Annotated in this window: 14 protein-coding genes; 7 read left to right on the forward strand and 7 right to left on the reverse strand. The window is 66.7% G+C overall.

From position 1 onward, the window contains the following. Position 1 precedes the first annotated feature (1 nt). Complete coding sequence (locus IP92_RS14885) at positions 2-745, reverse strand: N-acyl amino acid synthase FeeM domain-containing protein (RefSeq protein WP_145876219.1); 744 nt, start codon at positions 743-745, stop codon at positions 2-4. 223 nt (positions 746-968) lie between these two features. Here IP92_RS14885 and IP92_RS14890 point away from each other — a divergent pair, with 223 nt between their 5' ends. From IP92_RS14890 to IP92_RS14905, 4 genes are all read left to right on the forward strand, one after another. Beyond that, positions 969-1,913, forward strand: a complete 945-nt coding sequence (locus IP92_RS14890) for an EDSAP-1 family PEP-CTERM protein (protein WP_145876222.1) — start codon at positions 969-971, stop codon at positions 1,911-1,913. 156 nt (positions 1,914-2,069) lie between these two features. Beyond that, positions 2,070-3,599: an XrtA system polysaccharide chain length determinant gene (locus tag IP92_RS14895; protein ID WP_145876224.1), complete on the forward strand. Its 1,530-nt coding sequence runs from the start codon at positions 2,070-2,072 to the stop codon at positions 3,597-3,599. A gap of 12 nt (positions 3,600-3,611) precedes the next feature. Further along, on the forward strand, positions 3,612-4,385 hold the full coding sequence (locus IP92_RS14900) for an XrtA-associated tyrosine autokinase (protein WP_145876226.1): 774 nt from the start codon (positions 3,612-3,614) through the stop codon (positions 4,383-4,385). A gap of 7 nt (positions 4,386-4,392) precedes the next feature. After that, positions 4,393-5,151, forward strand: coding sequence for a class I SAM-dependent methyltransferase (locus IP92_RS14905; RefSeq protein WP_145876228.1), 759 nt, complete (start codon positions 4,393-4,395; stop codon positions 5,149-5,151). A gap of 609 nt (positions 5,152-5,760) precedes the next feature. On the opposite strand, the gene IP92_RS14910 is transcribed toward IP92_RS14905, so the two are convergent. Genes IP92_RS14910 through IP92_RS14920 form a run of 3 tightly spaced genes read right to left on the reverse strand, consistent with a single transcriptional unit; the run spans position 5,761 to position 10,465 of the window. After that, positions 5,761-6,930 carry a glycosyltransferase gene (locus IP92_RS14910; protein WP_145876229.1) on the reverse strand — a complete coding sequence of 390 codons (1,170 nt, stop codon included), beginning with the start codon at positions 6,928-6,930 and terminating at the stop codon, positions 5,761-5,763. Positions 6,931-6,944: 14 nt separating this feature from the next. Next, positions 6,945-8,381 carry an oligosaccharide flippase family protein gene (locus IP92_RS14915; protein ID WP_145876231.1) on the reverse strand — a complete coding sequence of 479 codons (1,437 nt, stop codon included), beginning with the start codon at positions 8,379-8,381 and terminating at the stop codon, positions 6,945-6,947. Beyond that, positions 8,381-10,465: a glycosyltransferase gene (locus IP92_RS14920; RefSeq protein ID WP_229418797.1), complete on the reverse strand. Its 2,085-nt coding sequence runs from the start codon at positions 10,463-10,465 to the stop codon at positions 8,381-8,383. The genes IP92_RS14915 and IP92_RS14920 overlap by 1 nt, the downstream gene beginning before the upstream one ends. A gap of 94 nt (positions 10,466-10,559) precedes the next feature. Here IP92_RS14920 and IP92_RS14925 point away from each other — a divergent pair, with 94 nt between their 5' ends. From IP92_RS14925 to IP92_RS14935, 3 genes are read left to right on the forward strand one after another with little or no spacing between them, the layout of a single operon-like run. After that, positions 10,560-11,891, forward strand: a complete 1,332-nt coding sequence (locus tag IP92_RS14925; RefSeq protein ID WP_145876233.1) for a putative O-glycosylation ligase, exosortase A system-associated — start codon at positions 10,560-10,562, stop codon at positions 11,889-11,891. A 7-nt stretch (positions 11,892-11,898) separates the two neighbouring features. Then, complete coding sequence (locus tag IP92_RS14930) at positions 11,899-12,621, forward strand: GNAT family N-acetyltransferase (RefSeq protein WP_145876235.1); 723 nt, start codon at positions 11,899-11,901, stop codon at positions 12,619-12,621. Further along, positions 12,600-13,214 carry a tetratricopeptide repeat protein gene (locus IP92_RS14935; RefSeq protein ID WP_145876236.1) on the forward strand — a complete coding sequence of 205 codons (615 nt, stop codon included), beginning with the start codon at positions 12,600-12,602 and terminating at the stop codon, positions 13,212-13,214. The genes IP92_RS14930 and IP92_RS14935 overlap by 22 nt, the downstream gene beginning before the upstream one ends. A 31-nt stretch (positions 13,215-13,245) precedes the next feature. Here the strand turns inward: IP92_RS14935 and prsR are convergent, their stop codons facing one another. The 3 genes from prsR to IP92_RS14950 are packed head-to-tail and all read right to left on the reverse strand — an operon-like array spanning position 13,246 to position 18,048. Then, a complete protein-coding gene (gene prsR / locus IP92_RS14940; RefSeq protein ID WP_145876238.1) occupies positions 13,246-14,592 on the reverse strand; it encodes a PEP-CTERM-box response regulator transcription factor in 1,347 nt (448 codons plus the stop codon). Next, on the reverse strand, positions 14,579-16,669 hold the full coding sequence (gene prsK / locus IP92_RS14945; RefSeq protein WP_145876240.1) for an XrtA/PEP-CTERM system histidine kinase PrsK: 2,091 nt from the start codon (positions 16,667-16,669) through the stop codon (positions 14,579-14,581). The genes prsR and prsK overlap by 14 nt, the downstream gene beginning before the upstream one ends. Beyond that, positions 16,669-18,048: a TIGR03013 family XrtA/PEP-CTERM system glycosyltransferase gene (locus IP92_RS14950; protein WP_145876242.1), complete on the reverse strand. Its 1,380-nt coding sequence runs from the start codon at positions 18,046-18,048 to the stop codon at positions 16,669-16,671. The genes prsK and IP92_RS14950 overlap by 1 nt, the downstream gene beginning before the upstream one ends. Positions 18,049-18,189: the final 141 nt, after the last annotated feature.

The raw sequence follows: 18,189 nt of genomic DNA on the forward strand, positions 1-18,189 counted from the left end.
TTCAGTCGCGCCCCTGGATCAGACGCGTGGTGATACCCGGCTCGTCGCGCAGCGGGAAGAAGTATGGATAGAACGAACGCTCGCCCGGCGCGTGCTCCATCTGGCCGCCGAACTTGCGGATCTGTTCACCCATGTAATCCAGCTCGAGCCGCAGCAGCACGGCCGGCGCGCCGACCCGCGTGCACGGGCGCTCGCCCCCGAAGTCGCGGAACCCCAGCATCCGCTTGTAGAACATCACGTGGCGTGGATTGACCTCGATCACGTAGTCGGAAAAGCCGTGGATGTTGTGCGCGTAAATGTACGAGATGTGAATCAGCGCCGCGAACACGCGTTTCGTCACGTCCTTGTCGATCGCGAGGCGCGACGGTTCGCACAGCCGCCGGCCCTCCGCGCGCAGCACGTCGAGCTTGTCGCGGAAGTTATCGTCGGCCGGCAGGCCCAGTTCCGGATCGTCCAGGCACAACGACATGGTACCGACGGTCGCCCCCTGGGTCTCCGCGTACAGCGTGATACGGTTCGGGGCGTGCTCGGTGCCCGCTTCGACGTCATACCCCCGCCAGCCGTACATTTTGCGCAACAGCAGGCTTGCCGCTTCCCTGCGGCCGGCGGTGCTGGCCATCCGGATATGAAACACCTGCATGTCGATGGGATGGGTATGGGTCGCACTGGCGTCCTGCTCGCGGATGACCAGGTCGCGCAGTTTGGCCGCGGCTTCGAAGGATATGATGGTGTCGTCGTGTTGCACGTCTGCTCCCGGTGGTGATGAAAGAGTGGATGCTCTTCAGACCGCTGTCGGAGCCTGGAGTTCCGCACACCGTCGGACTTTTTTTCAAGTTTGTCCATCCGCGCCAGTTCCGCACCCTAAGTGATTGATTCTGCGTACCCATCGAAAGTGGCACGAATGCTGCTGAGTAGTGTTCGTCGGCACACCCCTGCGGCCGTAACCACTTATCAAGGAGTAGCACGCCATGAACATCATCAGAAAGGGTCTTCTGGTCACGGCAGCCGCCGCGACTCTCGGTATCGGAGCGATGAGCAGCGCCCGCGCTGACACCTTTGCGTCGGCGATCCTGGACATCAACAACTTCCGCCTGCTGCATGCAAGTGGCGCCGTGTACTCGACCGCCGACTTCGCGACGCTGACCGGCACCAACGATGCCCACGCCACGGCGTCGCTGAACGGTGTCTTCGCGGCCGCCGCCGACTCCCGTCCGATCCTGTCGGGCATCCAGCCCGACGTGCCGCAGCAATGCGTGGGCGCACCGTGCCCGCCGGTCGGCGAAAACAACTTCACGCGCTTCGGCGCGCCGCCGCCGGTGCCGGGTAACTTCGGCTACGCCGACCAGCGCCTCGTCGGCTCGTCGATCTCCATCAACGGCGGCCCCGCCGGCGCGCACGCGCAGACCCGCGCCGATGCGTCGACCTCGCAGAATATCCAGGTCGCCTCGGGCAACTCCGATGTCGGCACGTCGACGACGTTCGAGTTCACATTGGGCGCAGCCGACTCGATGACGGTGTCGTTCGATGCGACCCCCTACTCCGCGGCCTTCGTATCGCCGGGAGCCGGCGAAACGTCGAACGCGAATGCGCGGCTGTCGTGGAGCATCAACATCGTCAACCTGACCACCGGCACCTCGGTGTTTACCTTCGCGCCTGACGAGCTGAATGCGTTGTCGGCCGTCAGCCGCACCAACGGCGACACCGGCCTGCTGGAGTACAACGCCGCTGGCACCGTATATTCGTTCCTGGCCACGACCCCGCTGCTGACCGCCGGCACGACGTACCAGATCACGATCCAGCACAACACGCTTGCCAACGCGCTGCAGCAGGAAGTGCCGGAACCGGCAACGCTGGCGATCATCGCCGGTGGCCTCCTGGGCATGTCGTTCGTCAGCCGCCGGCGCCGTACCTGATACGCCGCATCCCCCTCGTCACTTACGGGCGTACCGTCGGAAGTCTTGACGGTACGCCGTTTTTGATGCGACTCAATGACCGGGCAGGTACGCCGCGAGGCGCGCGACCCCAGCCATATAATCGGACGGACTAGGTTTCACTCGGAGAGACTGGTTATGGAAGAAATCATCGCCCAGCTGCAATCCGGGTTGAAGGGCATCTGGAAATACCGCTGGTGCGCGGTCATCGTCACGTGGCTCGTGGCGACGGCCGGCTGGGCAAGGGTCTTCATGCTGCCGGACGACTACCAGACGACGGCCCGGGTGTTCGTCGACACGCAGAGCATCCTGAAGCCGCTGTTGTCGGGCATGACGTCCGTGCCGAACGTGGAACAGCAGGTCGCGATCATGAGCCGCACGCTCCTGTCCCGCCCCAACGTCGAGCGCGTGATCCGCATGGTGGACATGGACATCAGCGCGAAAACGCCGCGCGACCACGAGAAGCAGGTCGATGAGCTGATGCAGAAGATCCGCATCGGCGGCACCAGCACCTACGACATCTACACGATCAGCTACAACAACAGCAATCCCCGCCAGGTGCGCGACGTCGTGCAATCGCTGCTGACGATCTTCGTCGAAGGCAGTTTCAAGGGCAAGAGGGGCGAGTCCGAGAAGGCCGTGCAATTCATCGACGACCAGATTCGCGCCTACGAGGACAAGCTGCTGGCGGCCGAGAATTCCGTCAAGGAGTTCAAGCTGAAGCACAATTTCCTGCTGCCGCGCCAGGGCATCGACTACGGCGCGCAGTTGCTGATGTCCTCCGATGCGCTGAACAATGCGAAGCTGGAGCTGGTCGAGGCCGAGCAGGCACGTAACGCGATCAACGCCCAGATCCAGGGCGACGTGCCGGTACTCGATGGCGAACCGAATCCCGCGTCGATCGACAATCCCGAGATCGACGGGCGCATCGCCGCGCTGAACAAGTCGCTCGACGCACTGCTGCTGCAATATACCGAGGCACACCCCGACATCATCTCGACCCGGCGCCTGATCGCCTTGCTCGAAGAGCGCAAGGTGCAGGATGCGAAGAATCACGTCGCGCCGGCCGATCCCGGCAAGAACTACAGCCCGATGCTGCAGCAGCTCAAGGTGGCGCTGGCGGAGGCGGATGCGCGCGTCGCATCGATCAAGGCACGCGTTGCCGAGATGCAGCAGCGGCACGACGGGCTGCTCGAACAAAGCAAGGCTGTGCCGGAAGTCGAGTCGCAGCTCGCCCAGTTGACGCGCGACTACCAGATCAACAAGGAAAACTACGAGAAGCTGATCGGCCGGCGCGAGGCGGCAAAACTGTCGGGCGACCTCACCACCACCAGCGACATGATGAGCTTCAAGATCATCGACCCGCCGACGATGCCGCTGCGCCCGATCGGCCCGAACCGGCTGATGTTGTACAGCATCGTACTGGGCGTTGCCCTGGTCGCCGGTGCGGCCACGGCGCTGCTGGTCAGCCAGGTACGCCCGACCTATCTGAGTCCGGCGGAACTACGCGACGCGACGGGGCTGCGCGTGCTGGGTGCGGTGGCGATGACGTGGACGGAGCCGCAGCGCAAGAAACGGCGCCGCGCGCAAATCGGGTTCGGCGCAGGCGTCGCCTGCCTGTTCGCATCGTACGGCGGGGTGATGGCCCTGACCTTCATTTACTCGTAGCGGGAGCCCGCGATGATCCCATTCACGGACGGCCCCCGCCTGGAGCCGCAACTGGCCGGCCCTGAGGGCCGGTACGCCGACATCAACCTGACCCGCCTGCAACAGCTGGGCATGGTCACCCACGACGGTGGACGCACGGGCGTCGCCGAGGATTTCCGCATCATCAAGCGTCCCCTGCTGCGCAGCGCACGGGGCGCCGATGGCCCGCCGATCCGGCATGGCAACCTGATCGTCGTGACGAGTGCCTTGCCGGGCGAGGGCAAAACCTTTTGCGCGATCAACCTGGCGATGAGCATGGCGATGGAGCGCGACACCACCGTGTTGCTGGTCGACGCGGATGTCGCCCGGCCATCGCTGCTCAACGTGCTGGGGCTCGAGGCGCGGGCCGGCCTGATGGACGTGCTGCTCGACGACGACCTCGATCTTTCCGACGTCATCCTGAAGACGAACGTTCCGGCATTGAGCCTGCTGCCGGCCGGCCGGCGCAACAAGCACGCGACGGAATTGCTGGCCAGCCGTGGCATGTCGCGGCTGCTGGACGACATCGCCACCCGCTATCCCGACCGGATCGTCATCTTTGATTCGCCACCGTTGCTGATCACGTCCGAGGCGTCCGTGCTCGCGGCGCAAATGGGGCAGGTCGTCATGGTCGTCGAGGCGGAGCGCACGACGCACAGCGCGGTGCGCGAGGCCCTGCGCCAGATCGAATCGTGCCGGCATGTCAACCTGATCTACAACAAGATCCAGTCGTTCACGGGCAACGACCACTACGATTACTACGACTAGGCATGCCATGTTTCCACTCACGTCCTTCCTGTTCATCGGCGCGGTCCTGCTGTTGTGCGCCTACACGCTGCACAAGGTCCGGCTGATTCACCTGATGCTGCACGACGTCCGCGACCAGACCCATCGCGATAACGCGGGGCTGTTCCGCCAGCTGGAAGCGCTGCAAGGTCTGTACACGGACCTCGGCCTCACGCACAGCCTGCCCGACACGCGCGGCTGGGCCGCGTCGCCGGATTTCCTGCTGGAGCTGACGCGCCATGCGCAGGCCGAGCGACCGCGGTTCGTCGTCGAATGCAGCAGCGGCACGTCGACGCTGGTCCTGGCGCGCTGCATGCAGATCAACGGCGCCGGCAAGGTGTACAGCCTGGAACACGATCCGATCTTCGCCCGCCAGACGCGCCAGCAACTGGCGCGCCACGGGCTGTCCGACTGGGCGGTCGTGCTGGATGCGCCGCTGACGGCACAGGATTTCGGCGGCGCCACGTGGCCGTGGTATTCCACTACCGGCTTGCCGGCCGCCGGCGAAATCGACATGCTCGTCATCGATGGGCCGCCGCAAGCGACACGCGCCTTGGCCCGTTACCCGGCCGGCCCGGCGTTGTTCGGCCGCCTGGCCCCTGGCGCGGCGATCTTCCTCGACGATGCGCGGCGTCCCGACGAGCAGCAGATCCTGCGCCGCTGGGCCGACGAGTACCCCGAGATCGAACAGCGCCCGCTCGCCTGTGAAAAAGGCGCTGCCGTCCTGCGCTACCGCCCACGGGCCTGACCGCGCAGCAACCTCCGGCGCGCCACGCGACGCTTATCGCGCTGTGCATGACCCCAGGGCTGGATCCGGCTCCCGCGCCTGCTACCCCAGCCACGCCTGCTCCTCACTACGCCTGCTGATCCCCCACGCCTGCGCCCGGCCACACTTCTCAGGCCTTGGCCAGGCCATCCGTTCCGCTCAATCCTTTCGCTGCCCCTCGTTGCGCATGGATCCCAAGGTCCTCGAACGGGCAGCTCGCGACCTGACTGAAGGCTCGGTACCGCGGCCCGTAGCGCAGCGCCGGCAGGAATCGCTCCACATTGACCGTGCGCGTTCACCGCGAACAACGCGGCCGCGGGCTTGATGTCGGTAAGGCAAACCTACAGCACGGCGGACGCCGGCTGAGCATGGAAAAATGGGAGCGCGGAGCTCGCAGAAAGCCCAGCCGAATCCGGAGCGGATGCGCGCAGGAACTATTGGGTCGAGCGCAGGGGGAAAGCGGCGGGAAACGCTGGCGGAGGAAACGCTGGCAGAGCAAAAACAACGACGATCGGCAGAGGCCTGGCCCGTCGCCCGGCACGTCGCAACACGGACGTCGTGCCCGCATCGCGACGCCGCACAACACTACACTCAGGACAGCGTCCGCTCGGGCTCCGGCGCCGCCGTCACGACCGTGGCGTCAAGTGCCTCGGCATCGGCGGCCTTGGCGGCAGGGACGGCGAGCGTCTGCGCCTGGCTGCGCTCACTGCGCAGTTGCGCGTCGAGTTCAAAGTAGCAGTTGGCGATCTCCGACGCGACGCGCTGCCACGTGTATTCCTCTACCAGCGAACGAACCGCTTCGCGCTCCGGTGGCTCCGCAACAAAGGCCTGGATCGCTTCGCGCTGTGCTGCGGCGTCGTGCCACGGCACCTTGCGCAAGGCAAAAGCGCTTTCGCGCAAGTCCAGCGCGTTCTCGTCCGTCATGACGACCGGGGTGCCAGCGGCCAGCGCCTCCAGGACGGCCAGCGGGAACACTTCGCCATGGCTGGGCAACGCGACAACGGAAGCGGCACAAAATGCGCTGGCCAGCAACGGGTCGTCGTGACGCAGTTCGCCCAGCCACCTGACCCATGGCGACCGCATTACCGTTTCCAGGTACACCTGGTCCTGCCGCGCCACCCGGCCGATCAGCACGATCGGCAAGTCCAGACCGGCCAGCGCCTGCACCAGGCCGAGCTGGTTCTTGTAAGGATTGATGGCGCCGGCCATCAGCACGAAAGGACCCGTGATCCCCGTGCGATGCCGGAACAATTCAGGCTTGGAGGTGAAGAAGTGGCGGCTGATCCCGTTCGGGAACACCCGGATCTTCGCGGGATCGGTGAGAAAGCCGGAAATGATCGCGTCCCGCTCGGCCTCACCCAGCGCGATGACCAGCCGGGCAAGTTGCAGCGCCCGTTTTGTCTGCGCATAGCTCGTCTGGACGTTCCAAGCCGTCAACCGTCCGGCAAGCCGGTCCGCCACGCGTGCACGGAAGCCCGACGAACGATCCCAGCCGGGTGACAGCAGTGGCGACAGCACAACGGGTACGCCCATTTCGCTGGCGGCTTCGACCAGGCGGTAGTTGCCGTTAATCGCCGAGAAGACGTGGATCAGGTCGAAGTCGTCGAGCCGCTGGCGGTTCGGGTCCACGAGCTGCGCCTGCAGGGGATGGGCCTCGTCGGCGCCCAGCCGGTTCAGCGCGGCGATCGTCTCGCGGACCTGCACTTGCAGGCCCCCTTCGCGCTGGAACAGCATCGGATATGACAATATGCCTACACGCATGGCGAACCTCCCTCTCAAACTGCATCGCGACGACGGACCTTGCGCCATGCAAGCTCCAGTTCCTCCGCCAGCGGATGCCGGAACAGCACGACACCGGCAAACCACAGCGGTATTGCTCCGGCGACCGCCGCCAATACCTGTGCGGTCCCCGGGCGCATCGACATCAGCGCCGCGGCGGGCGCCAGTGCCGTCAATGCCGTCAATCCCCCACTGCGCGCGACGGCCCTGGCCAGCGCCGTCACGTCGACGCAGGCCAACCGGGCCAGGTAGCGCGCCGTCAACCAGCAGCGGAACACGGCACCAACGACGACCGCCCCGGCCACCCACCGCAACCCCAGCCCGGCGGCGGGTACGAGCACGCCGACGCGGACCGCCACGGCCCAGGTATCCAGCCGGGCCTGGTCGCGTACGTGTCCTGTTGCGATGAACAAATAGCGAGCCATGCTGAACATGCTATACAGCGCTGCGGAGCAACACATGATGCGTATCAACGGCGCAGCGGAGTCCCATTGCTCGCCGTACACGAGCCGGAGGACGGGCAACGCCAGCAAGCCCAGCAATGTAAAAAATGGCCACGCCACCGCGGTCACGCACGCTACCGTCGTGAGATATCCATGGCGCGGATCGCGCCCCGCACGGGCGTCCGCCGCGAACAACGGGAGCAGGACGGGCGAGATCGCGCTGGTGACAGCCTGGTTGAACAGGTTGAGCAAGGCCTGCGCCTTGCCAAACATCGCCACCGATTCCGGGCCCAGCAGCTTGCCGATGACCAGGTCGGGCGCGGCGACGCCGGCTTCGTCGATCAGGTTGCCGCCCGTTGCATACATGCCGAATTCAAGCACTGCGCGCGCGCCACGCCAGGACGGCAGCCACGGCAGGCCTGCCGGCCGCAACGGCAGGCTGACGACGATCGCCACCATAGCGGCCGCCACCGTACCCCATGCGAGGCTGAGGCAGCCGAAACCGCGCGTGGCCAGCCATACCGTACAGGTCAGCTGGGTCAGGCTGTGCGACGTATTGATCAGGTAGATGGCCGACATGCGCAGTTGGCGCCGCAGGCAGGACAGCGTCAGCGACGTGAATGGCACCAGCACGAAATTGATCGCTAGCAGGCGCATCACGTCCTGCAGCCGCGGCTCACCGTAGAAGACTGCCATCGGCGCGGCCAGCACCGCGACCAGCGCCGCCAGCGACCACGCGGCCAGTAACGAGACGCCCAGCGCCGCCCGCAGCTGTGCCCGCTCCAGCGCGGGCGCCGAGACGACGTACTGCCCCACCCCAAAGTCGCGCAGTGCCTGCGCCAGGCCGACCAGTACCGCACCGATCGAGAACACCCCGATTTCCGCGGGCGGCAGCAGCCGCGCGATGATCATCGTCCCCGCCGTGCCGATCAGCAGCGCCGTGTACCGTTCGCCGAACGACACCAGCAGCGACCGGCGCGCGGCGCTCATCAGACCAGGCCCCGATAAAACTCGTGCACGAGCGCCTGGACGTGGGTCGCCGCGAACCGGCGGACGACATCCTCCCTGCCCTCCTTCCCCATCCGTTCGCGCCGCACCGGATCGGCCAGCAGCGCGGCGACCGTACCGGCGACGGCAGCCTCGTCGTCCAGCGGGACGAGCTCACCACCGGCGCAGCCGGCCAGCACGTCGGCGTTGCCGGGCACGTCGGAAGCGACCGCCGGCACGCCACACGCCAGCGCTTCGATCGTCGCGATGCCGAAACCCTCGCGGCGGCTCAGCAGCAAATGGAGGTCGAACGCCGGGATCAGCTCCTCGACGCGCTGCTGGTAGCCGGCGAAGATGACGTACCGCTCGACGCCCAGTGCCGCCGCGTGCCGGCGTACCGCCGCCTCCAGCGGCCCGGCGCCGGCCAGCACGAGGAACAGGTTGGGGAACCGCGGGCGCAATGCGTGCAACAGCGTGACCAGCGCCTCGGGGCGCTTTTGCGGCGACAGCCGCGCGACGGAACCGATGACCAGCGCGTCCGACGGCACTCCCCAGCGCTCGCGGGCTGCACTGCGCATGGCGGGCGAGGGTTGGAAGCGCGCCGTATCGACGCAGTTCGGGATCACGGCCAGCCGTACATCGGCACGCAGGTAAGGCTTGTACAGCACCAGGAAGTGCTGTAATGCGGACTCGGTGGCGCCATAGATGCCGCGTACCGTGGCGAAGGCTTCGCGCAGCAGCCGGTGGTGCCAGGCGCCGAATTCGCACGGCGGGAACGTGTTGTGCACGCTGACGACGGCCGGCAGCCCGCAGCGTCCGGCCAGCCACAATGCGGTCGCGCCATAGGTGTTCCAGCAGAATGCCACGTGCACCAGGTCGGCCCGGTGCCGGCGCAGCGCCGGGCGGCCCCACAACAGCGCGCGCCATTTGTTCACGCGTCGCCATTGCCAGTCCTCGAGCACCGGCGGTGGATCGAAGCGGGTGACGGGCACCCGGCGGGCGCGCAACTCTTCCGCCCACTCCTCGCTGCGCGGAAATGCACGGATGCCAAGCATGCTGTCGTACCCGCCCGCGCGCAGGAACCGTGCTTCCTGCGCCATCCGCAGCTCCATGCCACCCAGCTCACCTGAATAGCTGGTGATCAGCACGCGGCGCTTGCCGACCGCCTTCGTGCCGCGCCACGCCTCGTGGAAATGGCCGCGCAGGTAGGCCAGCTCCCAGCGCCGCTGGAATCGTCCGTCGGCGTCCCGGTGCAGCCAGGCACCGGCAAGGCCCAGCGCTTCGCGGGCGTAGCGGGCGTACATCCAGCGCGGCACGCCGAACCATTCGGGAAACCGTCCCGGACACTCCTGGCGGAACTTGCCGCGACCAAAACGGAACGCCCGTTCGAGCACCCATTCACGCGTCATCTGCGCCGCGCGGATATGATGCGCCACCCGGGCGCCGGGGCAAAACCACGCGCGATGCCCGATATCGGCGAGGTGACGCGTCAGCTGGGTCTCGCTGCCCATCGCATAGGCGCCGGCCGTCGGACCGATCGCCTCGTCGAAGCGCAATCCCTGCGCGAACAGCGCGCGGCGGATCGCCATGTTCGCGCCCCAGACAAGTCCTGCGAACACAGGACCTTCCGGCGTGTCGGGCGGTGTGATGCCGAACGTGAGCCCAAGCGGTACCAGGCGGACGAGCCATGCCGGCGGTTCGGTCGCCCAGTCGGGTGCGATCGCGCCGCCGAAGATGTCGTAGTCCGGCTGGGTCCAGGCGGCTTCCTCGAGCCGCAGCAGCCAGTCGCGATCGGGTGTCGCATCGTCGTCCGTGAAGACGAACAACCCCGCCTGATCGTCGCCCGACAGCGCGCACAGCAACGCAGCGTTCAACGCGACATTCTTGCCGCGCCGTGGCTCGCTCACGACACACAGCGGCAAGCGGTCGGCATAGGTGGCAAGGAGCGCACGGGTACCGTCCGTGCTGCCGTTGTCCGCGACGACGACGCGCCAGCCGCTGCGCGGCGCGATCAGCCGGCAGTACGCATCAAGCACCTTGGGCAAGGTGGCGGCGCCGTTGTAGGTCGCCATGAGAACGGTCAACAAGGGCGTTTCTCCCGTGACTTAAGATGGACTGCCAGGCTGAACCAGTGTACCGGCGGCCCTTTCCCTTTCGTTGAGGCCCGTCAACAAGCCAGCCATGCGCGATATCCTCGTCACCCTGCTCGTGTTTGCCGGCCTGCCGTTCGCGCTGCAGCGCCCCGTCGTCGGTGGCCTGATGTGGGTTTGGATCAGCGTCATGAATCCCCACACGCAAGGCTGGGGATTCGCCACCACCTTTCCGTTTGCCCAGCTGATCGCCGCGACCACGTTGCTGAGCGTGCTGAAGTCGCGGGAGAAAAACACGCTGGCGATGACACCGATCAGCGTCACGTTGATGTTCTTCGTGCTGTGGATGAACATCACGACACCATTTGCGCTGTTTCCTCATGCGGCCTTCGACCAGTGGAGCAAGGTCATGAAGATCATGCTGATGACGTTCGTCGTCATGATGGTGGTGCGCAAACGCGACGACGTCCGCAAGCTCATCTGGGTACTGGTGATCTCGCTCGGCTACTACGGCGTCAAGGGCGGCATCTTCACGATCCGCAGCGGCGGAAACGACCGCGTGTGGGGCCCGCTCGGCACGTTCATCGGCGACAACAATGCGCTTGCGCTCGCGCTGATCATGACGATCCCGCTGATGTACTACCTGATGCAGGATTTGCCGAAGCGCTGGATGCGTCAGCTGATGCTTGCTTCAATGGCGCTGTGCGCGCTGGCGGCGCTGGGCAGTTACTCGCGCGGCGGGGTCCTGGCGATCGTCGCGATGCTGGCGTTCATGTGGAAGAAGAGCCGGCACAAGCTGGCGGGCGCCGCGCTGCTGACGTTACTCGTGCCGCTCGCCCTGCTGTTCATGCCCCAGCAATGGAGCGCGCGGATGGACACGATCACGGAATACCACGCCGACCAGTCCGCGATGGGCCGGCTCAATGCCTGGGAGATGGCCTACAACCTCGCGAAGGACCGGTTCTTCGGCGGCGGCTACGCGATGTACGAGCCGATGACGTTCGCGATGTACGCGCCGAATCCCGCGGACGTACATGCCGCGCACAGCATCTACTTCCAGGCGATGGGAGAACATGGCTTCATCGGGCTCGGCCTCTACCTGCTGCTGGGGTTTTTCACGTGGCGCTCGGCCGCGTGGATCGTCCGCCACAGCCGCGGTCACGCTGACCTGCAATGGGCAGGCTCATTGGCCGCGATGATCCAGGCGAGCCTGATCGGCTTCGCGGTCGGCGGTGCGTTTCTGAGCCTGTTGTACTGGGACGTGCCGTATTACCTGATGGCGGCCATCATGGCCACCCGCGCCGCGGTCCAGGCCCACCCCGGTGTCCGGACCACCCGCCTGTCGCAAATCCGGCACCCGGCCGCCACGCGCGCCGCTACGGTTGAGTCGGGACAAATACCGCGCCGCAGGCCGGAGGTTTAATGAAGCGATGAACAATCGCTTCCTTCAAACCACCGTGGAACTGGGCTGGTTCAACGCCCTTCTCTACTGCTTCGCACGGCTCGCAGCGCACTGCGGCATCCGGCTGCACCGCTATTACTTCGTCGCCCAGCGGGTGGCGGCCACGCCGCAGCGCAGCGGCTGGGGCAAGGCGATCCAGGTCCGGCCGCTGGCGATGCTTGCCGATATCCCGTGGGGCTATCCGCGGCCGCGCGACGTGCTCGCCGAGCGCTTCCGCCAGGGCGGCCACAGTCTGGCAGCGTGGCGCGGCGACGAACTCGCGGGCTTCCTGTGGTACCAGTTCGGCGCCTACCGGGAGGACGAAGTACGGGTCCGCTACTGCCTCACGTCGCCGTATTCGGCGTGGGACTACGACGTGTTCGTGCAGCCCCACCTGCGCCTCGGCCCGACTTTTTGCCGGCTGTGGGAGGAAGCCCACTTCCGCCTGCATGCGCGCGGTGTGCGCTGGACCTGCAGCCGCATTTCCGCATTCAACGCCCATTCGCTGCGTGCGCACGCCCGGCTCGGTACCGTACGCATGGGCAGCGCCACGTTCGTGACGATCGGCCGCTATCAGTGCATGGTCGCCACGCTCGCGCCGTACCTGCATGTCTCGCTGGGCCCTGGCACCTGTCCACAGCTGCGTTTCGACACCGACGTGCTGGAACGTTCACCCGTTACGGAGGTCGTATGCCACACCGGAAAATCCTGATGCTCGCCCTGCTGCTGCCCGGCCTGGCGCTTGCCGCGGACGATTGCCCGCCGTTCAACAACACCATCACGGGCGGCGACTACACGAATCCCGAGCACCGCTCGCGTCTCGACGTCGTCGAGCGTTTCCATTTCACGCCGCAGGTAGAACGGCTCGAGCGTGGCCAGTCCGGCTATATCGGCGGCGACATCGGCTATACGCTGGAGCACTTCCCCAACCATCACCGGGCGCTGACGTCGCTGTCGCGGCTGGCCCTGCGCGAGAAGTCCTCCCGGCCCAAGGGATCGAAATACACGATCGAGTGCTACTTCGACCGCGCGATCCGCTACCGCCCCGACGATGCGCGGGTGCGCGCGATCTTCGGCAGCTACCTGCTCGCCCTTGGCCAGCAGGATGCGGCACTGGCGCAACTGGAAGAGGCGGCACGGCTGGAACCGCGCAACGCGACGAACCAGTACAACCTTGGCCTCGTGTATGTCCTCAAGCAGGACTATCCCAAAGCCCGCGAGGCCGCCAAGCTTGCCTACGAGCTGGGCTTCCCGCTGCCTGGCCTGAAGAACAAGCTGGTCGCCGCCGGCCAGTGGCAGAACTGAACTGCCGGGTGCCGGATGAGCGCGCCCGACGCTACTTGATCCCGTGGTGTGCCATCAGGTCGTACAGCGTCGGGCGGCTGATGCCGAGCAGCTCGGCCGCGCGGGCGATGTTGCCGCCTGACCGTGCCAGCGCCTTGACCATCACGCAATACTCGGCCGCGTCGCGCGCCGTGCGCAGGTCGATGCTCTCCTCGGTCGGCGCCCCTTCAGGCAGGCCGAGATCGGCTGCTGTGATCTGCGTGCCATCCGCCATGATCACCGCGCGCTTGATGCAGTTTTCCATTTCCCGCACGTTGCCAGGCCAGGTATAGGCCTCGATCGCCTTCATCGCATCCGCGGAAAAGTGCATCGTCGAACGGCCTTCGCTGGCACAGAAGCGGTTCTTGAAGTGCTGCGCCAGCAGCACGGTGTCGCCGACACGGTCGCGCAGCGGCGGGATCATCAGCACGATCTCGCTGAGGCGGTAGAACAGGTCTTCGCGGAAGGTTCCCTCGTCGACCAGCGCCTTCAGGTTGCGGTGCGTCGCGCAGACGATGCGTACGTCAACCGGGATTTCGCTGCGCCCGCCGACACGCTCGATCACCCGCTCCTGCAGGAAACGCAGCAGCTTGGCCTGCAGCGCCATCGCCATGTCGCCGATCTCGTCAAGAAAGAACGTGCCGCCCTGGGCCAGCTCGATCTTGCCCGGCGTCTGCCGCACGGCGCCTGTAAACGCGCCCTTCTCGTAGCCGAACAACTCGCTTTCCAGCAGGTGCTCGGGAATCGCCGCGCAGTTGATCGCGACGAACCGCTTGTCGTGGCGCGCCGAGAGCCGGTGCAGGCCCCGCGCGATCAGCTCCTTGCCGCAGCCGGAAGCGCCGAGCAGCAGCACGGTCGCCGACGACGGCGCCACCTTCTCCACGCTGCGGCACACCTTCAGCATGCCCGGATCGCGGCTGATGATGCCGGCCAGCGGCGAATCGGCCGCGGTCTGCAGCATTCGCCGGTTGTCCTGCTGGACCCCATACAGGAAAAACGCGCGCTCGATCACCAGACCCAGCAGGTCCGCATCGAACGGCTTCTGGTGGAAGTCGTAAGCCCCCATGCCGATCGCCTTCAACACATTGGCACGGTCCTTGTTTCCGGACAGGACGATGATCTTCGTATCCGGCGCGATCGCCAGCACCTGCTGCAGCAGCGCAAGCCCTTCGGACGCACCGTCGGCGTCCGGCGGCAGGCCGAGATCCATCGTGACGACGCTCGGCTGGTGCCGCCGCAGCAAGGTCAGCGCGCTCTCGCGGTCGCCGGCGACCAGGACGTCGTACGCGTCCAGGCTCCAGCGCAGCTGCTTCTGCAGGCCAACATCGTCTTCCACGACCAACAATTTACGCTTCGGCATCGTTCGCCTCCGTTCGTTCCAATGCGGCGCCGCGCGCCGTCCCTTGCCACTGCGGCAGCACGATCCGGAACGTGCTGCCGTGCCCCGGCCGGCTTTCCACGTCCAGCCGCCCGCCCAGCTCGCGGATGTATTCGCGGCTTTCATACACACCGATGCCCATGCCCGCCGTCTTGGTCGTCTCGAACGGGCGGAACAGCCGCTCGCGGACGAACGCCTCCGTCATGCCGACGCCGCTGTCGCGTACTTCGATCACCGCGCTGGCGCCTTGGCGCCGCAGGATCAGTGCGATCTCGCCATCGGCCGGCGTCGCATCCACGGCGTTCTGGACCAGGTGCGCCAAGGTGCGCTCGAGTCGCTGCGGATCGGCCAGCGCGCAAGCTTCGGCGTCGTCGATCACGACGGATGGGCGGGGCTGCGCAGTGGCATAGCCGCGCGCCGCGTTGCGCACGACGTCGGCCAGCGGTACCGGCACCATGATATCCTTGTGCTCGGCGCGCGACAGCCGCTGCAGTAGCGCCGTCATCTTCCTGACCGAGTGCGCGAGCGTCTCCAGCATGTCCTGCTGGAAGGCGGGATTGGCCTTGTGGCGCTCCGCGTTCGCCAGCAGCAGCGAATGCTGCGACAGCAGGTTCTTCAGGTCGTGCACGACAAACGTCGACATGCGGTTGAACGACTCGAATTGCCGCGCCACGGCCAGCCGATCGGCCAGCTCCCCATGGGCGAGGCAGCTGGCGGCCTGGCTGCCGGCCAGCCGCAGCAGGTCGAACACTTCCCAGTTCAGCGCGACGTCGGTGCGGGGTGTCGTCAGCGCGACAAAGCCGAACAGCCGCCCCTGCAGCGTCAGCGGTACCACCAGCCACAAGCCGGGAATGCCGTGCAGCCAGGGCGGCGGCGGGACGGCATCGCCGTCGCCGGGCTGGACGATCCATTGGCGTTCCTCGAGCAGCCGGCAGAACGGACTGCCCTCCGGCTCCCAGCCCGACTGCGGCGGGACGTTCCATTGGGCGGCCGGGCGGAATTCGCCATCGCGGCAGATCCACAGCGCGCCGGCCGGGCTTTCCACCAGCGCGGCGACCGCCTGGATCGCCCGCTCGCCGGGCGTCTCGCCACCGGCCGACAGCGCATGCGTAAAACGGCGCCACTCGTCGCGGTAGTCGAAATGGGTCTGGTAAAAATGCTTGCTGACGAAGACGCGCAGGCGCGCCCGTGCCGTGCCGGAGAACAGCACGCCGACCAGCAGCAGCGCGGCACCGGACAGGCAGGCCAGCTGCATCACCGGGCCCCACGCGCCGCCAACGCGCCGCAGGTACCAGCCGCCGGCCGCCATCGCAAACAGATACAGCGCGCAGCCGATCAGCGCAGCGGAACGCAGCATCATCTTGCGCGACAGCGCGAGGCCCAGCTTCCAGCCGGGATTGCGCGCCGCGGCAATCGCCAGCAGCGGCACGCACAGGGCGTCGACAAGGCCCCGCGCTGCCCAGATATCGGGCTGGATGCGGCGGAACAGCAGCGCATCGCTGTACAGGTAGAAGTCGTAGACGAACAGCGTGCCAAGGCCCAGGCAGCCATATTTGATGCCCCAGCGCTCGCGCACCGGCGTGCTGCGGTACAGCTGTTCGACGAGCAGGATGCCCAGCACGGCAAGCAGCAGACGGCTGGCGATCGCCGCGAGCGCGGCCGGCTCCGCGTCGGCCGGTTGCAGTGCGTTTGGCAGCAGCGCCGTACCGGTGACGAGCTCGCCCGTCGCCAACTGCACCGTCGCCAGCACGGCGACGACGCCGAACAACGGCCTTACCGGCAAGCCGGCCGGCACCAGCAACAGCAGCAGAAACACGAGCCAGCCGACCGTGCGCGGCGTTTCCAGCACGCGCGACAACTGCGCCATGTCCAGCCCCGACACCTGCCAGCCGTGGAACGCGACGCTGGCCGCCCACGCCGCTGTCAGCAGGCATGCGAGCAGCAGCACGCGGTGCTGGCCGCGCGTGCGCCGGCCAAGAACCAGCAGCAATGCGAATGCGGCAAAGGCGCCGGCCCCGATGCCGTGGCTGACGCCGGCCACCAGCGCGGTCGCTTCCATTACCTGGCGCCCTTGCCCGACAGGACGACCTGCACGGTGTCGATCAGGATCAGCAGGTCCAGGAACAGGCTGTTGTTCTTCACATAATACAAGTCGTACTGCAGCTTGCGCACGGCGTCGTCCACCGACGCACCATACTGGTAGCGCACCTGCGCCAGCCCCGTGATGCCCGGCTTGATGCTGTGGCGCACGTCGTAATAGGCGATGTCCCGCCCCAGCTTCTCGACGAAGTACGCGCGCTCCGGCCGCGGACCGACAAAGCTCATCTCGCCACGGAACACGTTGATCATCTGCGGCAGTTCGTCGATGCGCAACTTGCGCAGCCAGTGCCCGACACGCGTGACGCGGGGATCACCGGCGCTCGCCCAGCGCGGTTGGCCGTCGCGCTCCGCGTCCGTGCCCATGCTGCGGAACTTCAGCACCTGGAACAGCCTTCCATCCTTGCCGACCCGCTCCTGGCGGAAGATCACCGGGCCGCCATCTTCCAGCACGATGCACAGCGCGGCGACGAACATCACCGGCAGCGTCAGCGCGCAGATGGCCGCACTGGCCACCAGATCGAACGAGCGTTTGACGAAGGCGCGGAAAAAGCTCTGGTCGAAGCCGCCGCCGTAGATCAGGTAACTCGGTTGCAGCGAATCGACGCGGATCTGGCTTGCCTCCCGCTCGAAGAACGCAGCCGCATCCGTGACGCGTACGCCGCCCAGCGCGCAATCGAGCAGTTCGCGTACCGGATACGCGCCGCTGCGCCGCTCGCTGACGGACACCACCAGTTCGCTGGCGCCGTGCCGCCGCGCCAGCGACAGCAGCGACTCGCCGGGCGGCAGGACCTTGGCCGCCGGCACGCAGCGCACCTCGCCGGGCATCGGCACGCAGCCGACCACGTCGAAGCGCCGCGGTCCGCCCCGGCTCGCGGCCAGCTCCAGGCATTCGCGCGCCAGTGCGCCGTCGCCGACGAGGATCAGGCGCTCGACGAGGATGTTCGACTGGGAAGATGTAAACAGCAGCACGCGCGTCAGCAGCACACAGGCGCCGCCCAGCACGAAGCCGACCCCACCCGCGCCGGCGAAGCGGGCCGCCGGCAGGACTTGCGCCAGCACCGCCATCAACAGGAAGCCCAGCACGAACGCCGGCGCAATGCGCGCCGCCATCGAGCGCAGGTCCTCGCGCAACTGCTGCTGGTACATGCCCAGCGCACTCATCGCAAACACGTTCACGAGGGCGAACACGAGGCCGGACAAGTAGACGTTGGTGGGATTGCGCGGCGCGATGCCCCACAACAGCACCGTCGCGCTGGCGGCGGCATGCAGGATCAGCATCTCGAACAGCAACAGGATGAAACCAGTGCGCGAGACGTAATGATTGAAGATCCGGATCACGGTCAGGCTCCTTCGCCCGTCCGGTGGGCGTCCCGCCATCGTGCTGCCGATGGCTCAGCCATGATGCCGGACTGCTGCCGCCTCAGCCTTGAGCGGTCGCAAAACGGCCCCGGGCATGACGCATGTTTGCAAATGGTCTAT

This window comes from Pseudoduganella flava, assembly GCF_007830495.1.
GTDB classification, from domain to species: domain Bacteria; phylum Pseudomonadota; class Gammaproteobacteria; order Burkholderiales; family Burkholderiaceae_D; genus Rugamonas; species Rugamonas flava.

Bases quoted from the DNA above. Each gene is read 5' to 3' on its own strand.
- IP92_RS14890 (WP_145876222.1), top strand. From the start codon at position 969: ATGAACATCATCAGAAAGGGTCTTCTGGTCACGGCAGCCGCCGCGACT.
- IP92_RS14895 (WP_145876224.1), top strand. From the start codon at position 2,070: ATGGAAGAAATCATCGCCCAGCTGCAATCCGGGTTGAAGGGCATCTGG.
- IP92_RS14900 (WP_145876226.1), top strand. From the start codon at position 3,612: ATGATCCCATTCACGGACGGCCCCCGCCTGGAGCCGCAACTGGCCGGC.
- IP92_RS14905 (WP_145876228.1), top strand. From the start codon at position 4,393: ATGTTTCCACTCACGTCCTTCCTGTTCATCGGCGCGGTCCTGCTGTTG.
- IP92_RS14910 (WP_145876229.1), bottom strand. From the start codon at position 6,930: ATGCGTGTAGGCATATTGTCATATCCGATGCTGTTCCAGCGCGAAGGG.
- IP92_RS14915 (WP_145876231.1), bottom strand. From the start codon at position 8,381: ATGAGCGCCGCGCGCCGGTCGCTGCTGGTGTCGTTCGGCGAACGGTAC.
- IP92_RS14925 (WP_145876233.1), top strand. From the start codon at position 10,560: ATGCGCGATATCCTCGTCACCCTGCTCGTGTTTGCCGGCCTGCCGTTC.
- IP92_RS14930 (WP_145876235.1), top strand. From the start codon at position 11,899: ATGAACAATCGCTTCCTTCAAACCACCGTGGAACTGGGCTGGTTCAAC.
- IP92_RS14935 (WP_145876236.1), top strand. From the start codon at position 12,600: ATGCCACACCGGAAAATCCTGATGCTCGCCCTGCTGCTGCCCGGCCTG.
- prsR (WP_145876238.1), bottom strand. From the start codon at position 14,592: ATGCCGAAGCGTAAATTGTTGGTCGTGGAAGACGATGTTGGCCTGCAG.
- prsK (WP_145876240.1), bottom strand. From the start codon at position 16,669: ATGGAAGCGACCGCGCTGGTGGCCGGCGTCAGCCACGGCATCGGGGCC.